Annotated in this window: 16 protein-coding genes and 1 pseudogene; 9 read left to right on the top strand and 8 right to left on the bottom strand. The window is 59.5% G+C overall.

Going from position 1 to position 16922, the window contains the following annotated elements:
• Window positions 1-132: 132 nt before the first annotated feature.
• Window positions 133-1275, top strand: coding sequence for an aminotransferase class V-fold PLP-dependent enzyme (locus tag QMX89_RS04900; protein ID WP_282347225.1), 1143 nt, complete (start codon window positions 133-135; stop codon window positions 1273-1275).
• A gap of 339 nt (window positions 1276-1614) precedes the next feature.
• Here the strand turns inward: QMX89_RS04900 and QMX89_RS04895 are convergent, their stop codons facing one another.
• Both QMX89_RS04895 and QMX89_RS04890 read right to left on the bottom strand, forming a co-directional pair.
• On the bottom strand, window positions 1615-2532 hold the full coding sequence (locus QMX89_RS04895) for a recombinase family protein (RefSeq protein ID WP_017335988.1): 918 nt from the start codon (window positions 2530-2532) through the stop codon (window positions 1615-1617).
• Window positions 2533-2661: 129 nt separating this feature from the next.
• Window positions 2662-3228 carry a recombinase family protein gene (locus QMX89_RS04890; RefSeq protein WP_003159185.1) on the bottom strand — a complete coding sequence of 189 codons (567 nt, stop codon included), beginning with the start codon at window positions 3226-3228 and terminating at the stop codon, window positions 2662-2664.
• Between the two features lie 181 nt (window positions 3229-3409).
• On the opposite strand from QMX89_RS04890, the gene QMX89_RS04885 reads away from it, so the two are divergent.
• The 5 genes from QMX89_RS04885 (at window position 3410) to QMX89_RS04865 (ending at window position 7027) form a co-directional block, all read left to right on the top strand.
• Window positions 3410-3661 (top strand): AbrB/MazE/SpoVT family DNA-binding domain-containing protein, encoded by a 252-nt coding sequence (locus QMX89_RS04885; RefSeq protein ID WP_019334760.1) that lies wholly within the window; start codon window positions 3410-3412, stop codon window positions 3659-3661.
• Entirely contained in the window at window positions 3658-4053 is a 396-nt protein-coding gene (locus QMX89_RS04880) for a type II toxin-antitoxin system VapC family toxin (protein WP_003159186.1), read from the top strand. Before QMX89_RS04885 ends, QMX89_RS04880 begins: the two co-directional genes overlap by 4 nt.
• Window positions 4054-4064: 11 nt before the next feature.
• On the top strand, window positions 4065-4601 hold the full coding sequence (locus tag QMX89_RS04875) for a hypothetical protein (protein ID WP_003159187.1): 537 nt from the start codon (window positions 4065-4067) through the stop codon (window positions 4599-4601).
• 337 nt (window positions 4602-4938) lie between these two features.
• Window positions 4939-6450: an MFS transporter gene (locus QMX89_RS04870; RefSeq protein ID WP_003830786.1), complete on the top strand. Its 1512-nt coding sequence runs from the start codon at window positions 4939-4941 to the stop codon at window positions 6448-6450.
• Window positions 6451-6460: 10 nt separating this feature from the next.
• Complete coding sequence (locus QMX89_RS04865) at window positions 6461-7027, top strand: TetR/AcrR family transcriptional regulator (protein WP_008786762.1); 567 nt, start codon at window positions 6461-6463, stop codon at window positions 7025-7027.
• Window positions 7028-7046: 19 nt separating this feature from the next.
• On the opposite strand, the gene QMX89_RS04860 is transcribed toward QMX89_RS04865, so the two are convergent.
• Window positions 7047-7805, bottom strand: coding sequence for a DUF6118 family protein (locus tag QMX89_RS04860; RefSeq protein WP_006473465.1), 759 nt, complete (start codon window positions 7803-7805; stop codon window positions 7047-7049).
• Window positions 7806-7816: 11 nt separating this feature from the next.
• The gene (locus QMX89_RS04855; protein WP_196740189.1) at window positions 7817-8524 is read right to left on the bottom strand and encodes a hypothetical protein; all 708 of its coding nucleotides are present in this window, start codon (window positions 8522-8524) and stop codon (window positions 7817-7819) included.
• 24 nt (window positions 8525-8548) lie between these two features.
• Between QMX89_RS04855 and QMX89_RS04850 the strand changes: the two genes are divergently transcribed.
• The 3 genes and pseudogenes from QMX89_RS04850 (at window position 8549) to QMX89_RS04840 (ending at window position 12198) form a co-directional block, all read left to right on the top strand.
• Complete coding sequence (locus QMX89_RS04850) at window positions 8549-8788, top strand: ribbon-helix-helix domain-containing protein (RefSeq protein ID WP_017335987.1); 240 nt, start codon at window positions 8549-8551, stop codon at window positions 8786-8788.
• A complete protein-coding gene (locus QMX89_RS04845) occupies window positions 8788-9198 on the top strand; it encodes a putative toxin-antitoxin system toxin component, PIN family (RefSeq protein WP_017335986.1) in 411 nt (136 codons plus the stop codon). Before QMX89_RS04850 ends, QMX89_RS04845 begins: the two co-directional genes overlap by 1 nt.
• Before the next feature lie 3 nt (window positions 9199-9201).
• A pseudogene (locus tag QMX89_RS04840) lies at window positions 9202-12198 on the top strand (Tn3 family transposase).
• Between the two features lie 102 nt (window positions 12199-12300).
• On the opposite strand, the gene QMX89_RS04835 reads toward QMX89_RS04840, so the two are convergent.
• The 4 genes from QMX89_RS04835 to chrA all read right to left on the bottom strand — a co-directional run bounded on the left by QMX89_RS04835 (window position 12301) and on the right by chrA (window position 16755).
• Window positions 12301-13152, bottom strand: a complete 852-nt coding sequence (locus QMX89_RS04835) for a universal stress protein (protein ID WP_122227551.1) — start codon at window positions 13150-13152, stop codon at window positions 12301-12303.
• An 11-nt stretch (window positions 13153-13163) separates the two neighbouring features.
• Window positions 13164-14651 (bottom strand): SulP family inorganic anion transporter, encoded by a 1488-nt coding sequence (locus QMX89_RS04830; RefSeq protein WP_017335983.1) that lies wholly within the window; start codon window positions 14649-14651, stop codon window positions 13164-13166.
• A 582-nt stretch (window positions 14652-15233) separates the two neighbouring features.
• Window positions 15234-15539, bottom strand: a complete 306-nt coding sequence (locus tag QMX89_RS04825; protein ID WP_017335982.1) for a PadR family transcriptional regulator — start codon at window positions 15537-15539, stop codon at window positions 15234-15236.
• 10 nt (window positions 15540-15549) lie between these two features.
• Window positions 15550-16755 carry a chromate efflux transporter gene (chrA, locus tag QMX89_RS04820; protein ID WP_017735062.1) on the bottom strand — a complete coding sequence of 402 codons (1206 nt, stop codon included), beginning with the start codon at window positions 16753-16755 and terminating at the stop codon, window positions 15550-15552.
• Window positions 16756-16922: the final 167 nt, after the last annotated feature.

Here is a 16922-nt window from a genome sequence, read left to right as displayed (position 1 = left end):
ATTTTTCTCTTATACCGCCAATCCGCGCAAGCTTTTTTCGCATTCATCCGGATGATCCGTACAGATATCAAATTTTTTCACCCCGTCCATCGCTAGCATAAGCCGTACGAAATCAGCACTGGTCGAGACGCTATGCCTACCCTCCCCGTATACCTGGATTACGCCGCCACCACGCCCATCGACGATCATGTCATCAGCGCCATGCTGGCCTGTATGGGGCGCGATGCCGTCTATGGCAACCCCGCCTCCAGCGCCCACGCCTACGGCCAACAAGCGCGCCAGGCCGTTGAACTGGCGCGGCGGCAAGTGGGCGAACTGATCAATGCTCCGGGCGAGGATATCGTCTGGACTTCGGGCGCTACCGAGTCCAACAACCTAGCGATCAAGGGCTGTACCCGTCCCGGCGATCACATCATCACCAGCGTGCTGGAACACAAGGCGGTCATCGACACCGCGCACGAGCAACAGGCGGCCGGCTGCGAGGTCACCTGGCTCAGCCCCGACGAACGCGGGCTGATTCAACCACAGGCCGTGGCATCGGCACTGCGACCCAATACGCGTCTGGTGTCGCTGATGTGGGTCAATAACGAGCTGGGCACACTGACCGACGTTGTCGAGATCGCACGAATGGTACAGGCGCACGGCGCGCTGCTGCATGTGGATGCCGCCCAGGCGGCTGGCAAGGTCGAGATCGACCTGGCTCAGGCAGGCATAGATCTGTTGTCCTTGTCTGCACACAAGTTGTATGGACCCAAAGGGATTGGCGCCCTCTATGTCGGGCCACGCGCTCGCCCGGTACTGCGCGCACAAATGCATGGGGGTGGCCATGAACAGGGTCTGCGTTCGGGCACGCTGCCGACGCATCAGATCGTCGGCATGGGCGCAGCATTCGCCCAGGCCAGCGCGCAGATGCAGAGCGATAACCGGCAAATCCAGGCACTGGCCCGACGATTACGCGAAGGATTGCTGGCGCTGCCAGGCGTATCGCTCAACGGGTGCGCCGAGGATCGGATTCCCCACACGCTCAACGTCTGCATCAACAGCCCGGTCTTTTCCATGCAAGCGGTGGCCGGACGTATCGCGGTCTCTTCGACCTCAGCCTGTAATTCGGCAAGTGCCGCCGCGTCGCACGTGTTGTTGGCACTGGGTTTGAGCCAGGCTCAGGCGCTGAGCAGCTTGCGGGTGAGTCTGGGTCGCTACAGCACGCAGGACGATGTCGACCGAGCCATCGCCGTCATCAACGACGCCCTCCAAGCCCCCGCCCCATTCTGGTGATCCCCGGATCGCATGCATTCATCAAGGCCTCGCAATTTCTGTAGCAGCGGCGCAAGCCGCGTCCGGCCTCACCGCGTTCATTCAAGCACACCGCACACACCGCCGACGCGGCTCGCGCCGCTGCTACAGCGGCCGCGTGCGCCTGGTTCGGCTTCAACGCGTTCATACAGCGGGACCGCGTATACCGTTGACGCGGCTTGCGTCGCTGCTACAGCGACCGCGTGCGCTTGGTTCGGCTTCAACGCGTTCATACAGCGGGACCGCGTATACCGTTGACGCGGCTTGCGCCGCTGCTACACGGGGTTTGGGGAGCAATGGAACCAAAAACCAACATAAGCCCTACCACCTCCGCTCAGAGCCCTCTTCCCAGGCATCTGCCTCGATAAAGCAATTACGCATCTCGGCCTCTTGGCTGATCTCGGTCAGCAGATCATGTACCGTCTTATCCAGTGCCTCATCGTTGCGATAGGGAATGCTCAGCGCGTAGTTGCCCGACTCAAGCAGCTTCATGCCGTAAGGTTCCAGGCAGTAACGCTCGATATTCTCCAGTGCCCGTTTTTTACCACGCACGAACTTGCTGTTGTTCTCGACGGCCAGGCGCAATATGACCGTCGCGATCCGTTCGGCATTGTCCACTGCCGGTGGGACCGTGATGTTGAGATGCTGGGTGATTTTTGCGGGTACGCCGATCGTTATGCCGCGATGCCGGAGGTAGCGGTAAAGCGTGCTTTTGGAAATGTGCAGTTTCTTGCCAATGGCGCTCACACTTAACCGACCCTCTCGGTACAGCGTTTCTGCGGCCATAGCGGTCGCTTCCGCCTGAGCGGGCAGCCCCTTCGGGCGGCCACCGACTCGACCACGTGACCGTGCAGCGGACAAGCCTGCCTGTGTGCGCTCACGAATCAACTCACGTTCGAACTCTGCCAATGAAGCGAACAGGTTGAACACAAAGCGGCCTTGCGCGTGGGTGGTATCGATGGGGTCATTCAGACTTTGCAGGCCAACGTTACGAGCGGCCAATTCACCGACCAGTTCGACCAGGTGCTTGAGCGAGCGCCCTAGACGATCCAGCTTCCAAATCACCACAGCATCACCGGCCCGTACATGAACCAATAATTTGTCCAGTTCCGGACGTGCGCTTTTTGAGCCGCTGGCAACGTCTTGATAGATCCGCTCGCACCCTGCCTTTGTCAGAGCATCGATCTGGAGGTCGGCGTTCTGATCCCGAGTACTCACCCGCGCATAGCCAATTTTCATCAAAAGTACCGTTTACTCAACAGAGAAATTGAAAATAGAACCTTGATTAACGATACCAGTATTTAAAACCATAATATGGGCTAACTCGGAGCTGGGCATGTCATTTTCAGAAGACGACTGCACGGAATATCAGGAGTCGGCTGCACTGGTGGATTGCAGCGCGGTGTACAGGGCCGTCTTGCTCACCTTGAGCCGTGTAGCGGCCTCTCGGACATTAAGCCCGTTGGCGATGTGCTCCCGCGCTCGCTGCAACTTGTCGGCGGTGACAACCGGCTTTCGCCCGCCCTTCCTCCCACGAGCGGCGGCGGCAGTCAACCCGGCCTTGGTGCGCTCGCGGATCAAGTCGCGCTCGAACTGGCCCAGCGCGCCGAACACGTGGAAGATGAGCCGCCCGCCTGGCGTGGTGGTGTCGATGGCTTCCGTCAGAGAACGGAAGCCGACGCCTCGCGCTTCCAGCGCGCCTATCGTTTCGATTAGGTGCGGCATAGAGCGCCCGAGCCGATCCAGCCGCCAGACGGCCAGCACGTCGCCGTCGCGCAGGTAGGCCAGCGCATCAGCCAAGCCGGGGCGGTCGGCCTTGGCCCCGGAAGCCGTGTCCTCGAAAACGCGCTCGCAGCCTGCCTTGCGTAGCGCATCCGTCTGCAAGGCGGTGTCCTGTTCCGCCGTCGATACCCGCGCATAGCCGATCAGTGCCATTTGCCGCCTCTCTTGTCCGTCATTCCGTCCGCCTATCTTAATGTCCGACAACCCGTTGTGCAATAACTTTGCTGGACAGTGTCCGGCATGGCCGACTAATGATCGTTTGACGGACATTGACGGTAAGGCATTTTTGCATTACTATGTGAAGCATCAACCTTGATTGCGAGGGCAAACCACCATGACCACATTGACCGTTACCGCACGGGGACAAGTGACGTTTCGGAAGGACGTACTGCAACACCTCGGCATCAGGCCAGGCGACAAGATCGAGCTGGACTTGTTGCCAGACGGTCGGGGCGTGCTCAAGGCGGCACGGCCCGCAGGGACGATAGCCAACTTTGTCGGCCTGCTCGCGGGCAAGACGCAGAAGGTTGCCACCATCGAAGAAATCAACGAGGCGGCGGCGCAAGGCTGGGCAGGTAAGCAATGAAGGTCGCAGTCGATACCAACGTCCTTGTGCGTGCGGTTGTGCGTGACGATCCCGCACAAGCGGACGTTGCCGCCGCAGTCTTGACCGACGCCGAGTTGATCGCGGTCGCGCTGCCGTGCCTATGCGAATTTGTTTGGGTGCTGCTGCGTGTCTACGGCTTCCAGCAAGCCGACGCGGCCAGCGCGATCCGGGCACTACTGGCCGCCGCGAATGTGGAAGTGAACCGGCCTGCCGTGGAGGCTGGCTTGCTGGTGCTCGACGCGGGCGGAGACTTTGCCGATGGCGTCATTGCCTACGAAGGCAACTGGCTTGGCGGGGAAACCTTCGTTTCCTTCGATAAGAAGGCGGTGGCACTTCTCACGGCGCAAGGGCAATCAACGCGCCTTTTGTGACGGACATGAGCATGAACGAATTCCGCCGACTGGCCGCGAAGATCGACCAACACATGCAGCAGCTTGCCGCCCAGGGTGTCAGCGAGGCCCATGCCATCATCAATCGCATGATGGGGTACGGGCCTGACCTGCACAGGATTTGGGTCGGCACATCCGATCAGCAGCTCATGGCGCTGTCCCGCGAGTTCCCAGGGTTCTACCGCTACGCCCGCATCATGGAAGAGGCATCCGAAGCCGAGCGCCGCAAGGCTTCGCGGCCCTATGACGGCATGGCCGAGTTCTCCGAACAGCACAAGCAAATGGGCGCGCAACTGCTGACCACGGCGGCCACGCTTGAGCGTGGCTACCAGGCGTTTCGTGCGAGCGGCAGTCTCCAAGACTTCCGGCCTCAGCTCGACGAGCTGGGCCGCCTGCATCGGCAATGGCTGTCCGACCTGGAAGCCTTCAAAGACTCGCTGCGCACGCAGGGCGCAGAACCCAAGGTGCTGGAATACGTGAACGAGGCTTTCGGCCGCCTGGCCGAGCGCATCAAGCAGCTTGCCGGTTGATCGCCGGAATTTTCGGCGGTTCCGGCTTTGTCGCGCCGTGCACAAGAGTTCTGAGCAATTCCGATCTCTCGCGGCGCTTCGTGCATAGAACTTCTGACCGTTCCCGGTCAGAAGTTCTATGCACACACGGCGGCCAGCCCAGTGAACTGGTGCAGTCGCCTTCTGAAAACGACACGGCGATTTTGTCGCAAAAATCAGGAATTTCGCGACAAATTGATCGCGCCCCGGAATGCGAAGCCCCGCTGTCGGCCATTGTCTGAAGTTCCTCACGGGCAGGCGCTTGATACTTTACTAACTTGTCTGTAAAGTTTGGCTACTCTCACTGAATGGTGCTATCATGCCTGCCGCCCACTCGAACCGCTGGGTTCTTCTGGTGACCGTCGCCGCCGGTCTCCTGCTTATCGTTCTGGACAATTCGGTCCTCTACACGGCCCTGCCTACCCTGACGCGCGAGCTTGGCGCGACGGCAACGCAAGGGTTGTGGATCATCAACGCATACCCCCTCGTCATGGCCGGCCTGCTGCTCGGCACCGGGACGCTGGGTGACAGGATCGGTCACCGGCGCATGTTCCTCATCGGCCTCGTGCTGTTCGGTGTCGCGTCGATTGTGGCGGCCTATTCGCCTACAGCGGAAATCCTGATCGGGGCGCGGGCCTTTCTGGCGGTCGGCGCGGCGGCGATGATGCCCGCGACACTCGCCCTCATCCGCGTCACCTTCGAGGATGACCGGGAACGCAACATCGCCATTGCGATCTGGGGGTCGTTGTCGGTCGTCGGCGCTGCGCTCGGACCGATCATCGGCGGTTTTCTGCTCGGCCATTTCTGGTGGGGGTCGGTGTTCCTCATCAATGTGCCGGTAGTGGTCGCTGCCTTCATTTCGGCGCTGATCGTTGCGCCGAAGGTGGCCGGCGATGCGACCAAGCCTTGGGACGTGGTGTCGTCGTTTCAGGCATTGGTGGCGCTGTCGGCTTTTGTGATCGCGATCAAGGAATCTGCCCATGCCGGGCAGTCGTGGGCCGTCCCCGCTATTTCGCTGCTGGTTGCCATCCTCGCCGGAGCGCTGTTCGTCCGCCGGCAACTGCGCCTGCCGTTCCCGCTGCTCGACTTCTCGATCTTCCGCAATGCCGCGTTCACATCGGGCGTTCTAGCGGCCGCGTTCTCCCTGTTCGCCATCGGCGGTGTTGAGCTTGCTACGACGCAACGCTTCCAGCTCGTTGCGGGCTTCACGCCGCTGGAAGCCGGGATGCTGGTTTCGGCGGCGGCGCTCGGATCATTGCCGACTGCGCTGCTCGGTGGTGCATTCCTGCATCGTATTGGCCTACGTATCCTTATAGCTGGCGGGCTTGCGGCGGGATCGCTGGCGGTCCTGCTTGCGACATGGGGCATCACTCATGGCCTTGGCTGGCTGATCGCCGGTCTGGCGCTGACCGGTGCCGGCGTAGGTGCAACAATGTCGGTGGCATCAACGGCTATTGTGGGCAATGTGCCTGTGCATCGCGCCGGCATGGCGTCGTCGGTCGAGGAAGTGTCCTACGAGTTTGGCAGTCTGTTCGCTGTCACAATTCTCGGAAGTCTTTTGGCCTACCTCTATACGGTCAACGTCGTGTTCCCCGCCGGAACCTCGGAAGCGGCCCGCGACAGCATGGCGTCGGCGCTGGTCTTTGCCAACGAGGCGGGGGCCGATGGTGTTGTCGTGCGTCAAGCGGCAGGAATCGCATTCGACCACGCCTATACGGTCGTCATGTACGTGGCGGCGGGTGTTCTGGCCGTGGGTGCCCTGATCACCGGCATCCTGTTGCGGCGCTACGGTCCCGGCTCGCAATCGTCAGCCTATCCCACACAACACTAAGGAAGCCGACATGGCGAGAGCCAGCAAGCGCCTCGAAGTGCTTGAAGCCATTGTGAGCATCATCGAGCGTGACGGCCTCACCGCCGTCACCCTCGACGCCGTAGCGCTCGAAACCGGCATGACACGCGCCGGCCTTCTGTATCATTTCCCGTCGCGCGAAGCCCTGATCCTCGCCACCCATGAGCATCTGACTCGCTCATGGGAACAGGAGCTGGAAGCGAGCGCCGGCAACACCTCGGACAGGGCGACAGACGCCGAACGACACGCCGCCTACATCAACACCTGCGCAAGAGCTGCCCGGCGGGTCGAACTACTGCTCATGCTGGAAAGCTCCGACAATCGGCAGCTTGGCGATCTGTGGCAACAGGTCATCGACCGCTGGGCACCTCCTGCGCCGATTGGAAACGACGCTGCCGAGTTGGACAGGTTCATTTCGCGCCTTGCCGCCGATGGGCTGTGGATTCACGAGGCGCTGTCGTCGCGCCCGCTCCCCGAGCAACTGCGCAAGCGTATCGCGGCGCGCCTCGTCGCGATGGCCGCCGGACCTGTTGAGGCGGAAGAAAACCTCCCGAAATAACTGGTGTCCCCCCACAACCCTACTGCGCCGGTGCTGCCGGCGCTTTCACGGTGATGGTGCATTGCTGATCTGAACCGGCCGTGCGCGCGGCCTCGGCGCATTGCCCGATCGCCTCGGCATTGTCGCGCACGAGCTGCGAGGAATCGGCCACGCCGCGCCAGCTTCGGGGATCGGCCACCCGCATCATGGTGACGCCGGCGTTCCATCGGTCCTGACCTATGACGGTCGCCGCAACATGGGTGTCGGCCGAGAAGGGCAGGAAACGCGGCAACAGCAAAATCAGGAATATGCCGACGAACAGCCCGACAAGGCCGGCCATCCATATGCGGAAATCCTGACTTTTCCGGTCGTAGGCGCTTTTCGTATGAGCGGCGAGGTTCCGGCCGGCGCGCTCGAGGTCGGACGCCTGCCGCTCGAGCTGCTGCGCGGCGGTGCGTATCAGGGCCTCGCCGCTGCGCTCGAGGAGCGCCGCATAGTGTGTCGCACCCTGCCGGAGAATAGGCGATTGCTCTACGCCGTGCAGCCGCTCCGCAACATTGTCGAGCGCCTGCACGAGCTGGGCGAGCTGGGGCTTGTAGTCCTGCGCCGGCTCGATCTTTTCGAGCTGGTCGAAAGCCGCTTCCAGCCCGCGCCGCATCACGGTCATTTCCGCGCCGATCTGCGCGCCCTGCGTCTCGATCGTGCGCCGGAGCGCGTCGAACGCGGCGGCCGGGTCGCCGGCGTCCTCGTCCAGTGCTTCCGGCTCGATTCCTTCCCTGTCGTCGTCCAGCTCCGCCATATTCTCCGTGCCTACCTTCCCAAACCGATGCCCCGGCTAAGTTGCCGGCTGCGTGACATTTCCTCTTGCAGCTCGTGGGCGATGCTCTGCCCCCGGCGCTGCTGCTGCCCGATTCCGAGTTCCTGACGGCGATTGCGCAGGATGGAATCTACCTGCGGGTCACGCTCAAGGCTCTTGGTCATGCCGTTCATCTGGCTTTCGACCTTGGCGCGGGCATCGTCGTGCTGCCAGCCGCGAAGCTCCCGGCGCTGGCCCTGTAGCTCCTGCCAGCGTTCAACGAACCGCTCGGCCCTGATATTCGGGTCTTGCAGCGCCGCGTTTTCGCGCTTCATCCCGTCGATAACCTGCGCGACACGCTCCCGGCCGGAAAGCTCGGTCATGGCGCGCACCGTCGCCGGGTCGTTTTGCAACGTCGAGCGCAGCAAATCTTTCATGCCGCCCTGCACCTGGTCGAGCTGCCGGCCGGCATCGCCTATTTCCTGCCGCTGCATGTCGAGGACCGGCAAGCCCTCGCGCCGGTGCTGGTCGATCGACTGATAGGCCCGCGAATAGCGGTCAACGGCGGCCTCAAGCGGCGACTGCCCCCGCGCCCGCTCGGCCAGCCGGTCGGGCGCAGGCGCCTTCTGAAAACGACAGGGCAGGTCTTCCGTTAAAGTTCTATAAAACGAGGGTTTTATCGAACCGTTGCGGCGCAGTGAGGATCGAGTGTATAAACACATAAACACCTAACATTGGAAAAAGTCATGAATACCACTCGCTGGAACGTCGCCGTCTCCACCGACACCGACCAATCGCTTCGCATGTTTCTGGCCAGCCAAGGCGGTGGCCGTAAGGGCGACCTGTCGCGCTTCATCGAAGAAGCGGTGCGGGCACACATCCTGGAGCTGAGCGCCGAACAGGCCAAGGTTTCCAATGCCCATCTGAGTGAGGCCGAACTGACCGAAGCGGTTGAAGAAGCGCTCGACTGGGCGCGTAAGCGCTGATGCGGGTTGTATTGGATACCAACATTCTGTTCAGTGCGCTGATCTCACCGCATGGGTCTCCTGATGCGATCTATCGGGCCTGGCGTTCAGCTCGCTTCGAGGTGGTGACTTCACGGGCACAGCTCGACGAAATTCGTCGCGCCAGTCGTTACCCCAAGCTTCAGGCCATCCTTCAGCCTGCCAAAGTGGGGGCCATGATCAATAACCTGCAACGCGCCGTGGTATTGGAGCGGTTGACCATTGAGGTTGAAGCCGATGATCCGGATGACTCTTTTCTGCTGGCCATGGCTTTGGCGGGCAATGCGGACTACCTAGTAACCGGTGATCGACGCGCAGGCCTCTTGCAGCGCGGACATATCGAACGCACGCGGATTGTCACCCCCGCCGTGTTCTGCGCCGAGGTACTGTGATCGATGCCGGTTGGTTTTCTGACTCAGGAGCAACGCGACGGCTTTGGTCGCTACATCGATGCGCCCAGCCGTGATGAACTGGAGCGCTACTTCCACCTGAGCGATGAAGACCGTGAAGCCGTCCAGGTACTACGGGGCAACCATAACCGCTTGGGCTATGCCGTTCTGCTGACTACCGTTCGCTTCGTCGGTGTTTTGCCGGACAAACCCACGGCTGTGCCGGTGGAAGTCCTGCTTGTGCTTTGTCGGCAATTGGCAATCGCCGACCCTGACTGTCTTGTACGTTATAGCGATCATCGTCGCTGGATACATGCGGCCGATATTCAAGAGCGCTATGGCTATCGCCACTTTACTGACCCAGGCATCGGCTTTCGTTTGAGCCGATGGCTGTATGCCCTTTGCTGGACTGGTACTGATCGTCCTGGCGTGCTGTTCGAACGAGCTACCTCATGGCTGCTCACACAGAAAGTCCTATTGCCCGGAATTTCCCAGTTAGAGCGCTTCATTGCCCAACTGCGTAGCCGGGTTGAAGAACGCCTCTGGTACACCTTGGGCCGCAGCGTGACCGAGGAGCAAAGACAGCACCTACAAGACTTGCTTCTGGTGGCCGAAGGCAACCGTAGTTCCCGACTGGATCAACTACGCTCCGGCCCGGTGATGGTCAGTGGCCCTGCACTGGTTCGGGCGCTGCGTCGGCTGGATGATGTACGCGGGTTGGGTATCGCCTTACCGGCAGCTGCGCATATCCCTCCCAGCCGCATTGCCGCCCTGGCTCGCTTTGCCAACACCGCGAAGGTCACGGCCATCAATCGACTGCCGGCGTCGCGCCGGTTGGCGACGTTGGTGGCATTCGCGGTTTCCTTGGAAGCCAGTGCGCACGACGATGCTCTGGAAGTTCTGGAAGCGCTACTGCGTGATATCTTCAACAACGCAGAGAAGGCTGACAAGAAGGCTCGGTTGCGTAGTCTAAAAGACCTGGATCGCTCGGCGGCAATGCTCGCCGCTGCGTGCAAGGTCGTGCTGGATAGCTCGATCAGCGATGACAATGTCCGTGCCCGGCTGTTCAACGACCTGCCACGTGTCACGCTGGAGAAAGCCCTGGAAGAGGTCAATGCGTTGATCCGTCCGGCCAACGATGTGTTTTACCTCGCTCTGGAGGAGCGCTACCGCAGCGTGCGCCGTTTCCTTCCTGACTTATTGAAACATATTCGCTTCGGCTTCAGCCCGGCGGGTAAGGGTGTGGCGGCTAGTTTGGACTGGTTGCAACTGAACTTGCCTCGCAGGAAGCCGGAGGATGACGTGCCGCAGGAGATCGTGGCCAAGGCTTGGCAGAACCACATCACTCGCGAAGATGGCTCCCTCGACATGGGCGCCTATGTCTTCTGCACGCTTGATGCACTACGCACGGCCCTACGCCGCCGCGATGTCTTTGTTGCACCCAGTTGGCGCTATGCCGACCCGCGTATCGGTCTGCTCGATGGTGCAGAATGGCTGTCGGCGCGACCGATCATCTGTCGCTCATTAGGCCCACCAGAAGTTCTATGAAAAACCACCTTGGACGCCTTGTCTGCCGAGCTGGATGCGACTTGGTACGCAGTCGCCGCTCGCCTGCCCGACAATCCTGCGATCCAGTTGAGTGAGAATACAGAGGGCAAAACCGAGCTGTCCCTCGGAGCGCTGGAGAAGCTGGAAGAGCCCAACTCGTTGCTGCAACTGCGTGCAGCCGTGGCCGACTTGATGCCGCGTGTCGATTTGCCGGAAATCCTGTTAGAAATCGCCGCTCGTACCGGCTTCACTGAAGCCTTCACCCATGTGTCCGAACGCAATGCGCGGGCCGACAACTTGGTGACGAGTTTGTGCGCAGTGCTCTTGGGAGGAGCCTGTAACACCGGCCTGGAGCCCTTGACTCGCAACGACAACCAAGCGCTGCGCCGTGACCGGCTGTCCTGGGTGAGCCAGAACTATCTCCGTGACGATACCCTGTCGGCAGCCAATGCCATTTTGGTGGCTGCGCAGAGTCAACTGGAGCTGGCTCAGGTCTGGGGCGGCGGCGAGGTGGCCTCCGCCGATGGCATGCGTTTTGTCGTACCTGTGCGTACCGTACATGCCGGCCCTAACCCGAAGTATTTCGGTACCGGCCGGGGCGTCACCTGGTACAACCTGATCTCCGACCAGTTTTCCGGTCTTAACGCCATTACGGTGCCCGGCACCCTGCGCGACAGCCTAGTATTGCTCGCGGTTGTGCTGGAACAACAGACCGAATTGCAGCCCACACAAATCATGACCGATACCGGTGCTTACAGCGATGTGGTGTTCGGGTTATTCCGTCTGCTCGGTTATCACTTCTGCCCGCGCCTGGCTGATGTCGGCGGTACCCGCTTCTGGCGCACCCGCCCGGACGCGGATTACGGCAAGCTCAACGGACTTGCTCGCCAGTCAGTCAAGCTCGACCTGATCGCCGAGCACTGGGATGACCTGTTGCGTTTGGCTGGCTCACTCAAACTTGGCCGAGTGCCGGCGACAGGCATCATGCGCACCCTACAAACGGGAGATCGTCCGACCCGTCTGGCCCAGGCGTTGGCAGAGTTCGGACGGATCGAGAAAACCCTGCATACGTTGACCTACATTGATGATGAGTCCAAGCGCCGCGCCACCCTGACCCAACTGAATCGCGGCGAAGGCCGACACAGCCTGGCTCGCGCCGTGTTCCATGGCAAACGAGGCGAGCTTCGCCAGCGCTACCGAGAAGGCCAGGAGGATCAACTCGGTGCCCTGGGCCTGGTGGTAAATATCATTGTGCTATGGAATACCCTCTACATGACGGCTGCCGTGGAGCGGTTAAAGCAGCACGGCTACCCGGTACAGGACGAAGACCTGGCTCGTTTGTCGCCGCTGATCTTCGAGCACATCAATATGTTGGGACGGTACTCCTTCGCGGTACCAGAAGAGGTCGCCCGAGGTGAGCTACGGCCACTGCGTAATCCAGACGACGATATTTAGGTGCGCAGGTCGAACTCAGTGGGCTATGTTGTCAGATAGCTTAGATGGGATTGACCACAGCATTTCTCAATAAGTAGAAACACTGTGGCTTAGAGAGTTATCTCAGCGCAGCAGCAATACAGGCATGGTGGCTGTTCGAAGCATCGTCGTAGTCGTGCTTCCTACCAAAAACTGCCTGATGAGTGAATGCCCATAGGCACCCATGACCAGCAGATCAATGCCGTGCTCTGTCTGATAATCGTGCAGAGCCGACTCCACCTCACCTTGTCTGATTTCAGCTTGGACTAGGAAGCCAGCCGAGAGAAGCATGCTTTGTGCTTTTCCCAGTGCCTCATGATTGCTCACCGAATCTGCACCGACCGTAACAAGATGAATGGGCAAGTCTTTGCAAAGCGAACTGGCGGCAAACATTTGGATGGTTTTGTAGGCTGTGGAGCTGCCGGCAAATGCGAGCATCACCTTTTCGGGCTTTTTATAGCTGTTGGCTGTGATCAGGATAGGCCGGTGAATTGTTCGCACTACAGCTTCTATCTGGCTGCCAAGGCTGTGCGCGTTGCGTGAGTTGTCTTCACCCACTCTTCCTATCACCAACAGTCGAATATCCTCCTGAAGGTCGCTCAGACTTTCTACCAAGTGTCCGTGGCGCTGCTTCAGCTCAGGAAACGCAGCGCCGGAAATGACCGTTCGCTCCCTGGCCTTTTCCAGCATGTGTTGGCCCTGTTCCAGAGCGAGTCTGGCGCGTTGGGCATCCAATGTAGCCAGCTCCTCCAGCAGATGCTCTCGACTGCCGAGACCAATATTTCCACTTAGGTCAGCTGCTGCTGGGTATTTCTCTTCATCCAATACGTGAAGCAAGGTAAGAGGCACGTTGAGTCGCTGCGACGCCCATGCTGCGTAGTCGCAGACCGCCAATGAGGATTGTGAGTTATCAATACATGCCATTACGTGGGTCATTGTCGATCTCCTTAGTGGCTCATGAGCTTGTCGATGGCGCCAGGTTTGTCATGCACGCCAAAGCGGTCAACGATTGTGGCGCTGGCCTCATTTAGACCCAGCACTTCAACCTCGGCGCCCTCGCGACGGAACTTGATTACCACTTTATCCAGCGCGGCGACGGCGGTGATATCCCAGAAATGCGCCTGTGTCAGATCGATGGTGACCTTGTTGAGCGCTTCCTTGAAGTCAAAAACTTCGGTGAACTTGTCTGCCGAGCTGAAGAACACCTGGCCTACCACGCGGTAAGTCCGATGCGACTCCGTCTCTTCAAGACTGCTCTTGATATCGAGGTAATGTCCGACCTTGTTCGCAAAGAACAACGAAGCCAGCAGTACGCCGACCAACACGCCGTAAGCCAGATTATGCGTTGCCACGACCACCACAACGGTCGCGACCATGACGAGGTTGGTCGACAGTGGGTGCTCTTTCAGATTGCGCAAGGAATCCCAGCTAAAGGTGCCGATGGATACCATGATCATCACAGCAACCAATGCAGCCATCGGGATCTTGGAGAGCCATTCGCCGAGGAAAACGACCATCAGCAGCAAGAAAATGCCCGCGCACAATGTGGAGAGACGGGTACGTCCACCGGATTTCACGTTGATGATCGACTGGCCGATCATGGCGCAGCCTGCCATACCGCCGAGCATCCCGGCAGCGATGTTGGCAATGCCTTGACCCTTGCATTCACGGTTTTTGTTGCTGGTGGTATCGGTCAAATCGTCGACGATGGTCGCGGTCATCATGGACTCAAGCAGACCTACTACGGCCAAAGCGGCTGAGTACGGGAAGATGATGCGCAGAGTTTCAACGTTCAGCGGGACTTCAGGCCACAGGAAAATCGGCAGCGTGTCCGGCAGTTCGCCCATGTCACCCACAGTGCGGATATCCAGACCGAGGTAAATAGCAATGGCCGTCAGGGCCAGGATGCACACCAGCGGCGAGGGAATCAGCTTGCCGATCTTCGGTACATACGGAAACAGATAGATTATTCCGAGGCCCACTACGGTCATGGCGTAAACGTGCCAGGTCACGTTGGTCAATTCAGGTAACTGCGCCATGAAAATCAGAATCGCCAATGCATTCACAAAGCCTGTGACTACCGAGCGCGAAACAAAGCGCATCAGAGAGCCCAGTTTCAGGTATCCAGCGAGGATTTGAAGCACCCCGCAGAGCAAGGTGGCTGCCAGCAAATACTGAAGCCCGTGATCTTTTACCAGGGTGACCATCAGCAGTGCCATCGCACCGGTAGCTGCCGAGATCATGCCGGGTCGACCGCCGACGAAGGCGATGACAGCACAGATACAGAAGGAGGCGTAGAGACCGACCTTGGGGTCGACGCCGGCAATGATAGAGAAAGCAATGGCCTCCGGGATCAGCGCGAGCGCGACCACGATCCCCGCGAGCACGTCTCCACGGACGTTGGAAAACCACGTTTGTTTGAGCGATTGCAGCATCAGAATATCCAAGGCAATGCACCACACGCACACCAGGCAGATGGCGAGCGCGTCGATACGAATTCAAGTTGTGAGGATTATTTGGCTGTGTGCCTTGGGTGTAAAAACCGGGCATACAGCAGTACGCGACCGCGAGCGAAACTAGCGGAAGCGAGATGTTGCGAGGGGGCGTAGCGCTAAGGCGGCGTAGGCTGCCAGTAGATCGTTTGGAGTACAGTCATGCTGGTGTTCCTGTAGCTCAAGAGGTATGGCTGAGCGATAAAGTATACAGTGAAGATATCGTCAAATGCGACCTGCTGCCTCGTTTGGGTCAGTTCTTCCAGCCGTGCTGATCTCCCTAGGGCAAGTCTTTCTAGATTAAACCGCGACGAACTCCGCTGTCAGGCAGTGTACACATGGTGGAGAGATCAATTCAGATCCTCCTGGGGTCGATAGAGAAATCGGAAAAAATCGTACGCTAAGCATTCGGCCTGTCAGGTTGAGGCCATAGAGATTGACGCCTTGGCGTCAGAAAATGCAGAAAGCGGCCCTAGTCTGACGCGGTGCCAGTGAACCGCCTGACGCCGAGTTGAAGCCGTAAACTCAGCAACCTTCGATCAACTCGCCGAACAGTTCCTTAACCTTTGCACGTGCCTCGACCAGCGCAACTTGGCCTTGCTCAGTGATCTCATAGACACGCCGTTCACGTCGCCCGGTGCGTTCGTGGCGTGAGGTCAAATAGCCCTTCTTTTCCAGCCCGTGCAGCATTGGGTATACCGTCCCGGCGCTCAGCTCGTAGCCGTGTCGTTGCAGTTCTTCGATGATTCCCAGTCCGAAGACGGGCTTCTCGGCTGCATGGTGAAGTATGTGCAGGCGGATCAACCCGCCGTACAGGTCTTTATCTGTCATTTTTCGTGCCTCACAGCGCGATACTCAACAGCCAACCCGCTGCACCGCTGCCGACGACAACTAGCCACGGCGGGAGCTTCCAGAACATCAGTGCGACAAGGGCGACCAGGGCCAAGACAAAGTCTTGCGGCTGAAATATGGCGCTAGTCCATACAGGGTGATAGAACGCGGCCAGCAGCAGGCCAACCACCGCCGCATTGACCCCAGCCAGCGCGGCTTGCATGCCTGTATTGCGACGCAGGCGCTCCCAAAATGGCATGGCTCCCACAACCAGCAGAAAAGAGGGTGCGAAGATAGCCAGTAGGCACACAATACCGCCGACCCAGCCAGAGGGAGCGGTGCTCATCGAAGCACCAAGGAACGCGGCGAATGTGAACAATGGGCCGGGCACCGCTTGAGCCGCCCCGTACCCCGCGAGGAAGGATTCATTACTGACCCAGCCGGAGGACACCACTTCGGCTTGCAGCAGCGGCAACACAACGTGGCCACCACCGAACACTAGTGACCCCACACGATAGAAGGCGTCCACTACCACCATCGTTGGACTTGGCAGCAATTTTGCCAAGATCGGTAGGCCAATCAGCAGGGCAAAAAATAACGATAGCCAAAGTGCGCCGGCCCGGTGACTGACCGTGATAGGTAGTGGGTCGTGCTCAACAGTATGTGCTGGCTTGAACAATAGTCGGCCTATGATGCCTGCGGCAGCAATCACACCAACCTGCCCCCACGCGGACGGTACGAGCAGGACAGCACAGGCGGCAATCGCCATTATTGTGACTCTCAGCCCATCCGTACACAGGTTGCGCGCCATGCCCCATACCGCTTGGGCGACTACGGCAACGGCCACCACTTTTAGGCCATGCAACGCGCCCGGCGAAACGGAATCCCCATAGTTGGAAATGCCCAGCGCGAACAGGATTAAAGCTACGGCCGAAGGCAGCGTAAAGCCTGTCCAAGCAGCCAGCGCCCCGCTATATCCAGCCCGTGATAGCCCCAACGCTATGCCGACCTGGCTGCTTGCTGGGCCTGGAAGAAATTGGCACAGCGCCACTAAATCAGCATAGCTGCGTTCAGACAACCAGCGCCGTCGTGTGACGAACTCGTCACGGAAATAGCCTAAGTGCACGATGGGGCCGCCGAAGGAGGTCAATCCAAGTCGTAGAAAAATAAGAAAAACCGACCATGGGCTGCGGTCATCGGTGGAGGTATTAGTCATGCGTTGGCCTACCTGATTTTCCACAGATTAATCCATAATAATCGAACTTCGATAACGAAATTCGATTTTATAGCTGCCCAAAACGACTGGAGTACCGTGCAATTCGTACTGGGTGTCGCAATGCAAGTAATCGATGTTGTGCTAGCCGCTGGTTTTGTCTGCTAGCA

Source organism: Pseudomonas sp. PS01301, assembly GCF_029960215.1.
Classification (GTDB): Bacteria; Pseudomonadota; Gammaproteobacteria; order Pseudomonadales; family Pseudomonadaceae; genus Aquipseudomonas; species Aquipseudomonas coleopterorum.
This window is presented reverse-complemented; position numbering and strand designations above follow the sequence as displayed.

Coding starts and splice junctions, on each gene's coding strand:
- QMX89_RS04900 (WP_282347225.1), top strand. CDS start 133: ATGCCTACCCTCCCCGTATACCTGGATTACGCCGCCACCACGCCCATC.
- QMX89_RS04895 (WP_017335988.1), bottom strand. CDS start 2,532: ATGAAAATTGGCTATGCGCGGGTGAGTACTCGGGATCAGAACGCCGAC.
- QMX89_RS04890 (WP_003159185.1), bottom strand. CDS start 3,228: ATGGCACTGATCGGCTATGCGCGGGTATCGACGGCGGAACAGGACACC.
- QMX89_RS04885 (WP_019334760.1), top strand. CDS start 3,410: ATGACCACATTGACCGTTACCGCACGGGGACAAGTGACGTTTCGGAAG.
- QMX89_RS04880 (WP_003159186.1), top strand. CDS start 3,658: ATGAAGGTCGCAGTCGATACCAACGTCCTTGTGCGTGCGGTTGTGCGT.
- QMX89_RS04875 (WP_003159187.1), top strand. CDS start 4,065: ATGAACGAATTCCGCCGACTGGCCGCGAAGATCGACCAACACATGCAG.
- QMX89_RS04870 (WP_003830786.1), top strand. CDS start 4,939: ATGCCTGCCGCCCACTCGAACCGCTGGGTTCTTCTGGTGACCGTCGCC.
- QMX89_RS04865 (WP_008786762.1), top strand. CDS start 6,461: ATGGCGAGAGCCAGCAAGCGCCTCGAAGTGCTTGAAGCCATTGTGAGC.
- QMX89_RS04860 (WP_006473465.1), bottom strand. CDS start 7,805: ATGGCGGAGCTGGACGACGACAGGGAAGGAATCGAGCCGGAAGCACTG.
- QMX89_RS04855 (WP_196740189.1), bottom strand. CDS start 8,524: ATGTGTTTATACACTCGATCCTCACTGCGCCGCAACGGTTCGATAAAA.
- QMX89_RS04850 (WP_017335987.1), top strand. CDS start 8,549: ATGAATACCACTCGCTGGAACGTCGCCGTCTCCACCGACACCGACCAA.
- QMX89_RS04845 (WP_017335986.1), top strand. CDS start 8,788: ATGCGGGTTGTATTGGATACCAACATTCTGTTCAGTGCGCTGATCTCA.
- QMX89_RS04835 (WP_122227551.1), bottom strand. CDS start 13,152: ATGACCCACGTAATGGCATGTATTGATAACTCACAATCCTCATTGGCG.
- QMX89_RS04830 (WP_017335983.1), bottom strand. CDS start 14,651: ATGCTGCAATCGCTCAAACAAACGTGGTTTTCCAACGTCCGTGGAGAC.
- QMX89_RS04825 (WP_017335982.1), bottom strand. CDS start 15,539: ATGACAGATAAAGACCTGTACGGCGGGTTGATCCGCCTGCACATACTT.
- chrA (WP_017735062.1), bottom strand. CDS start 16,755: ATGACTAATACCTCCACCGATGACCGCAGCCCATGGTCGGTTTTTCTT.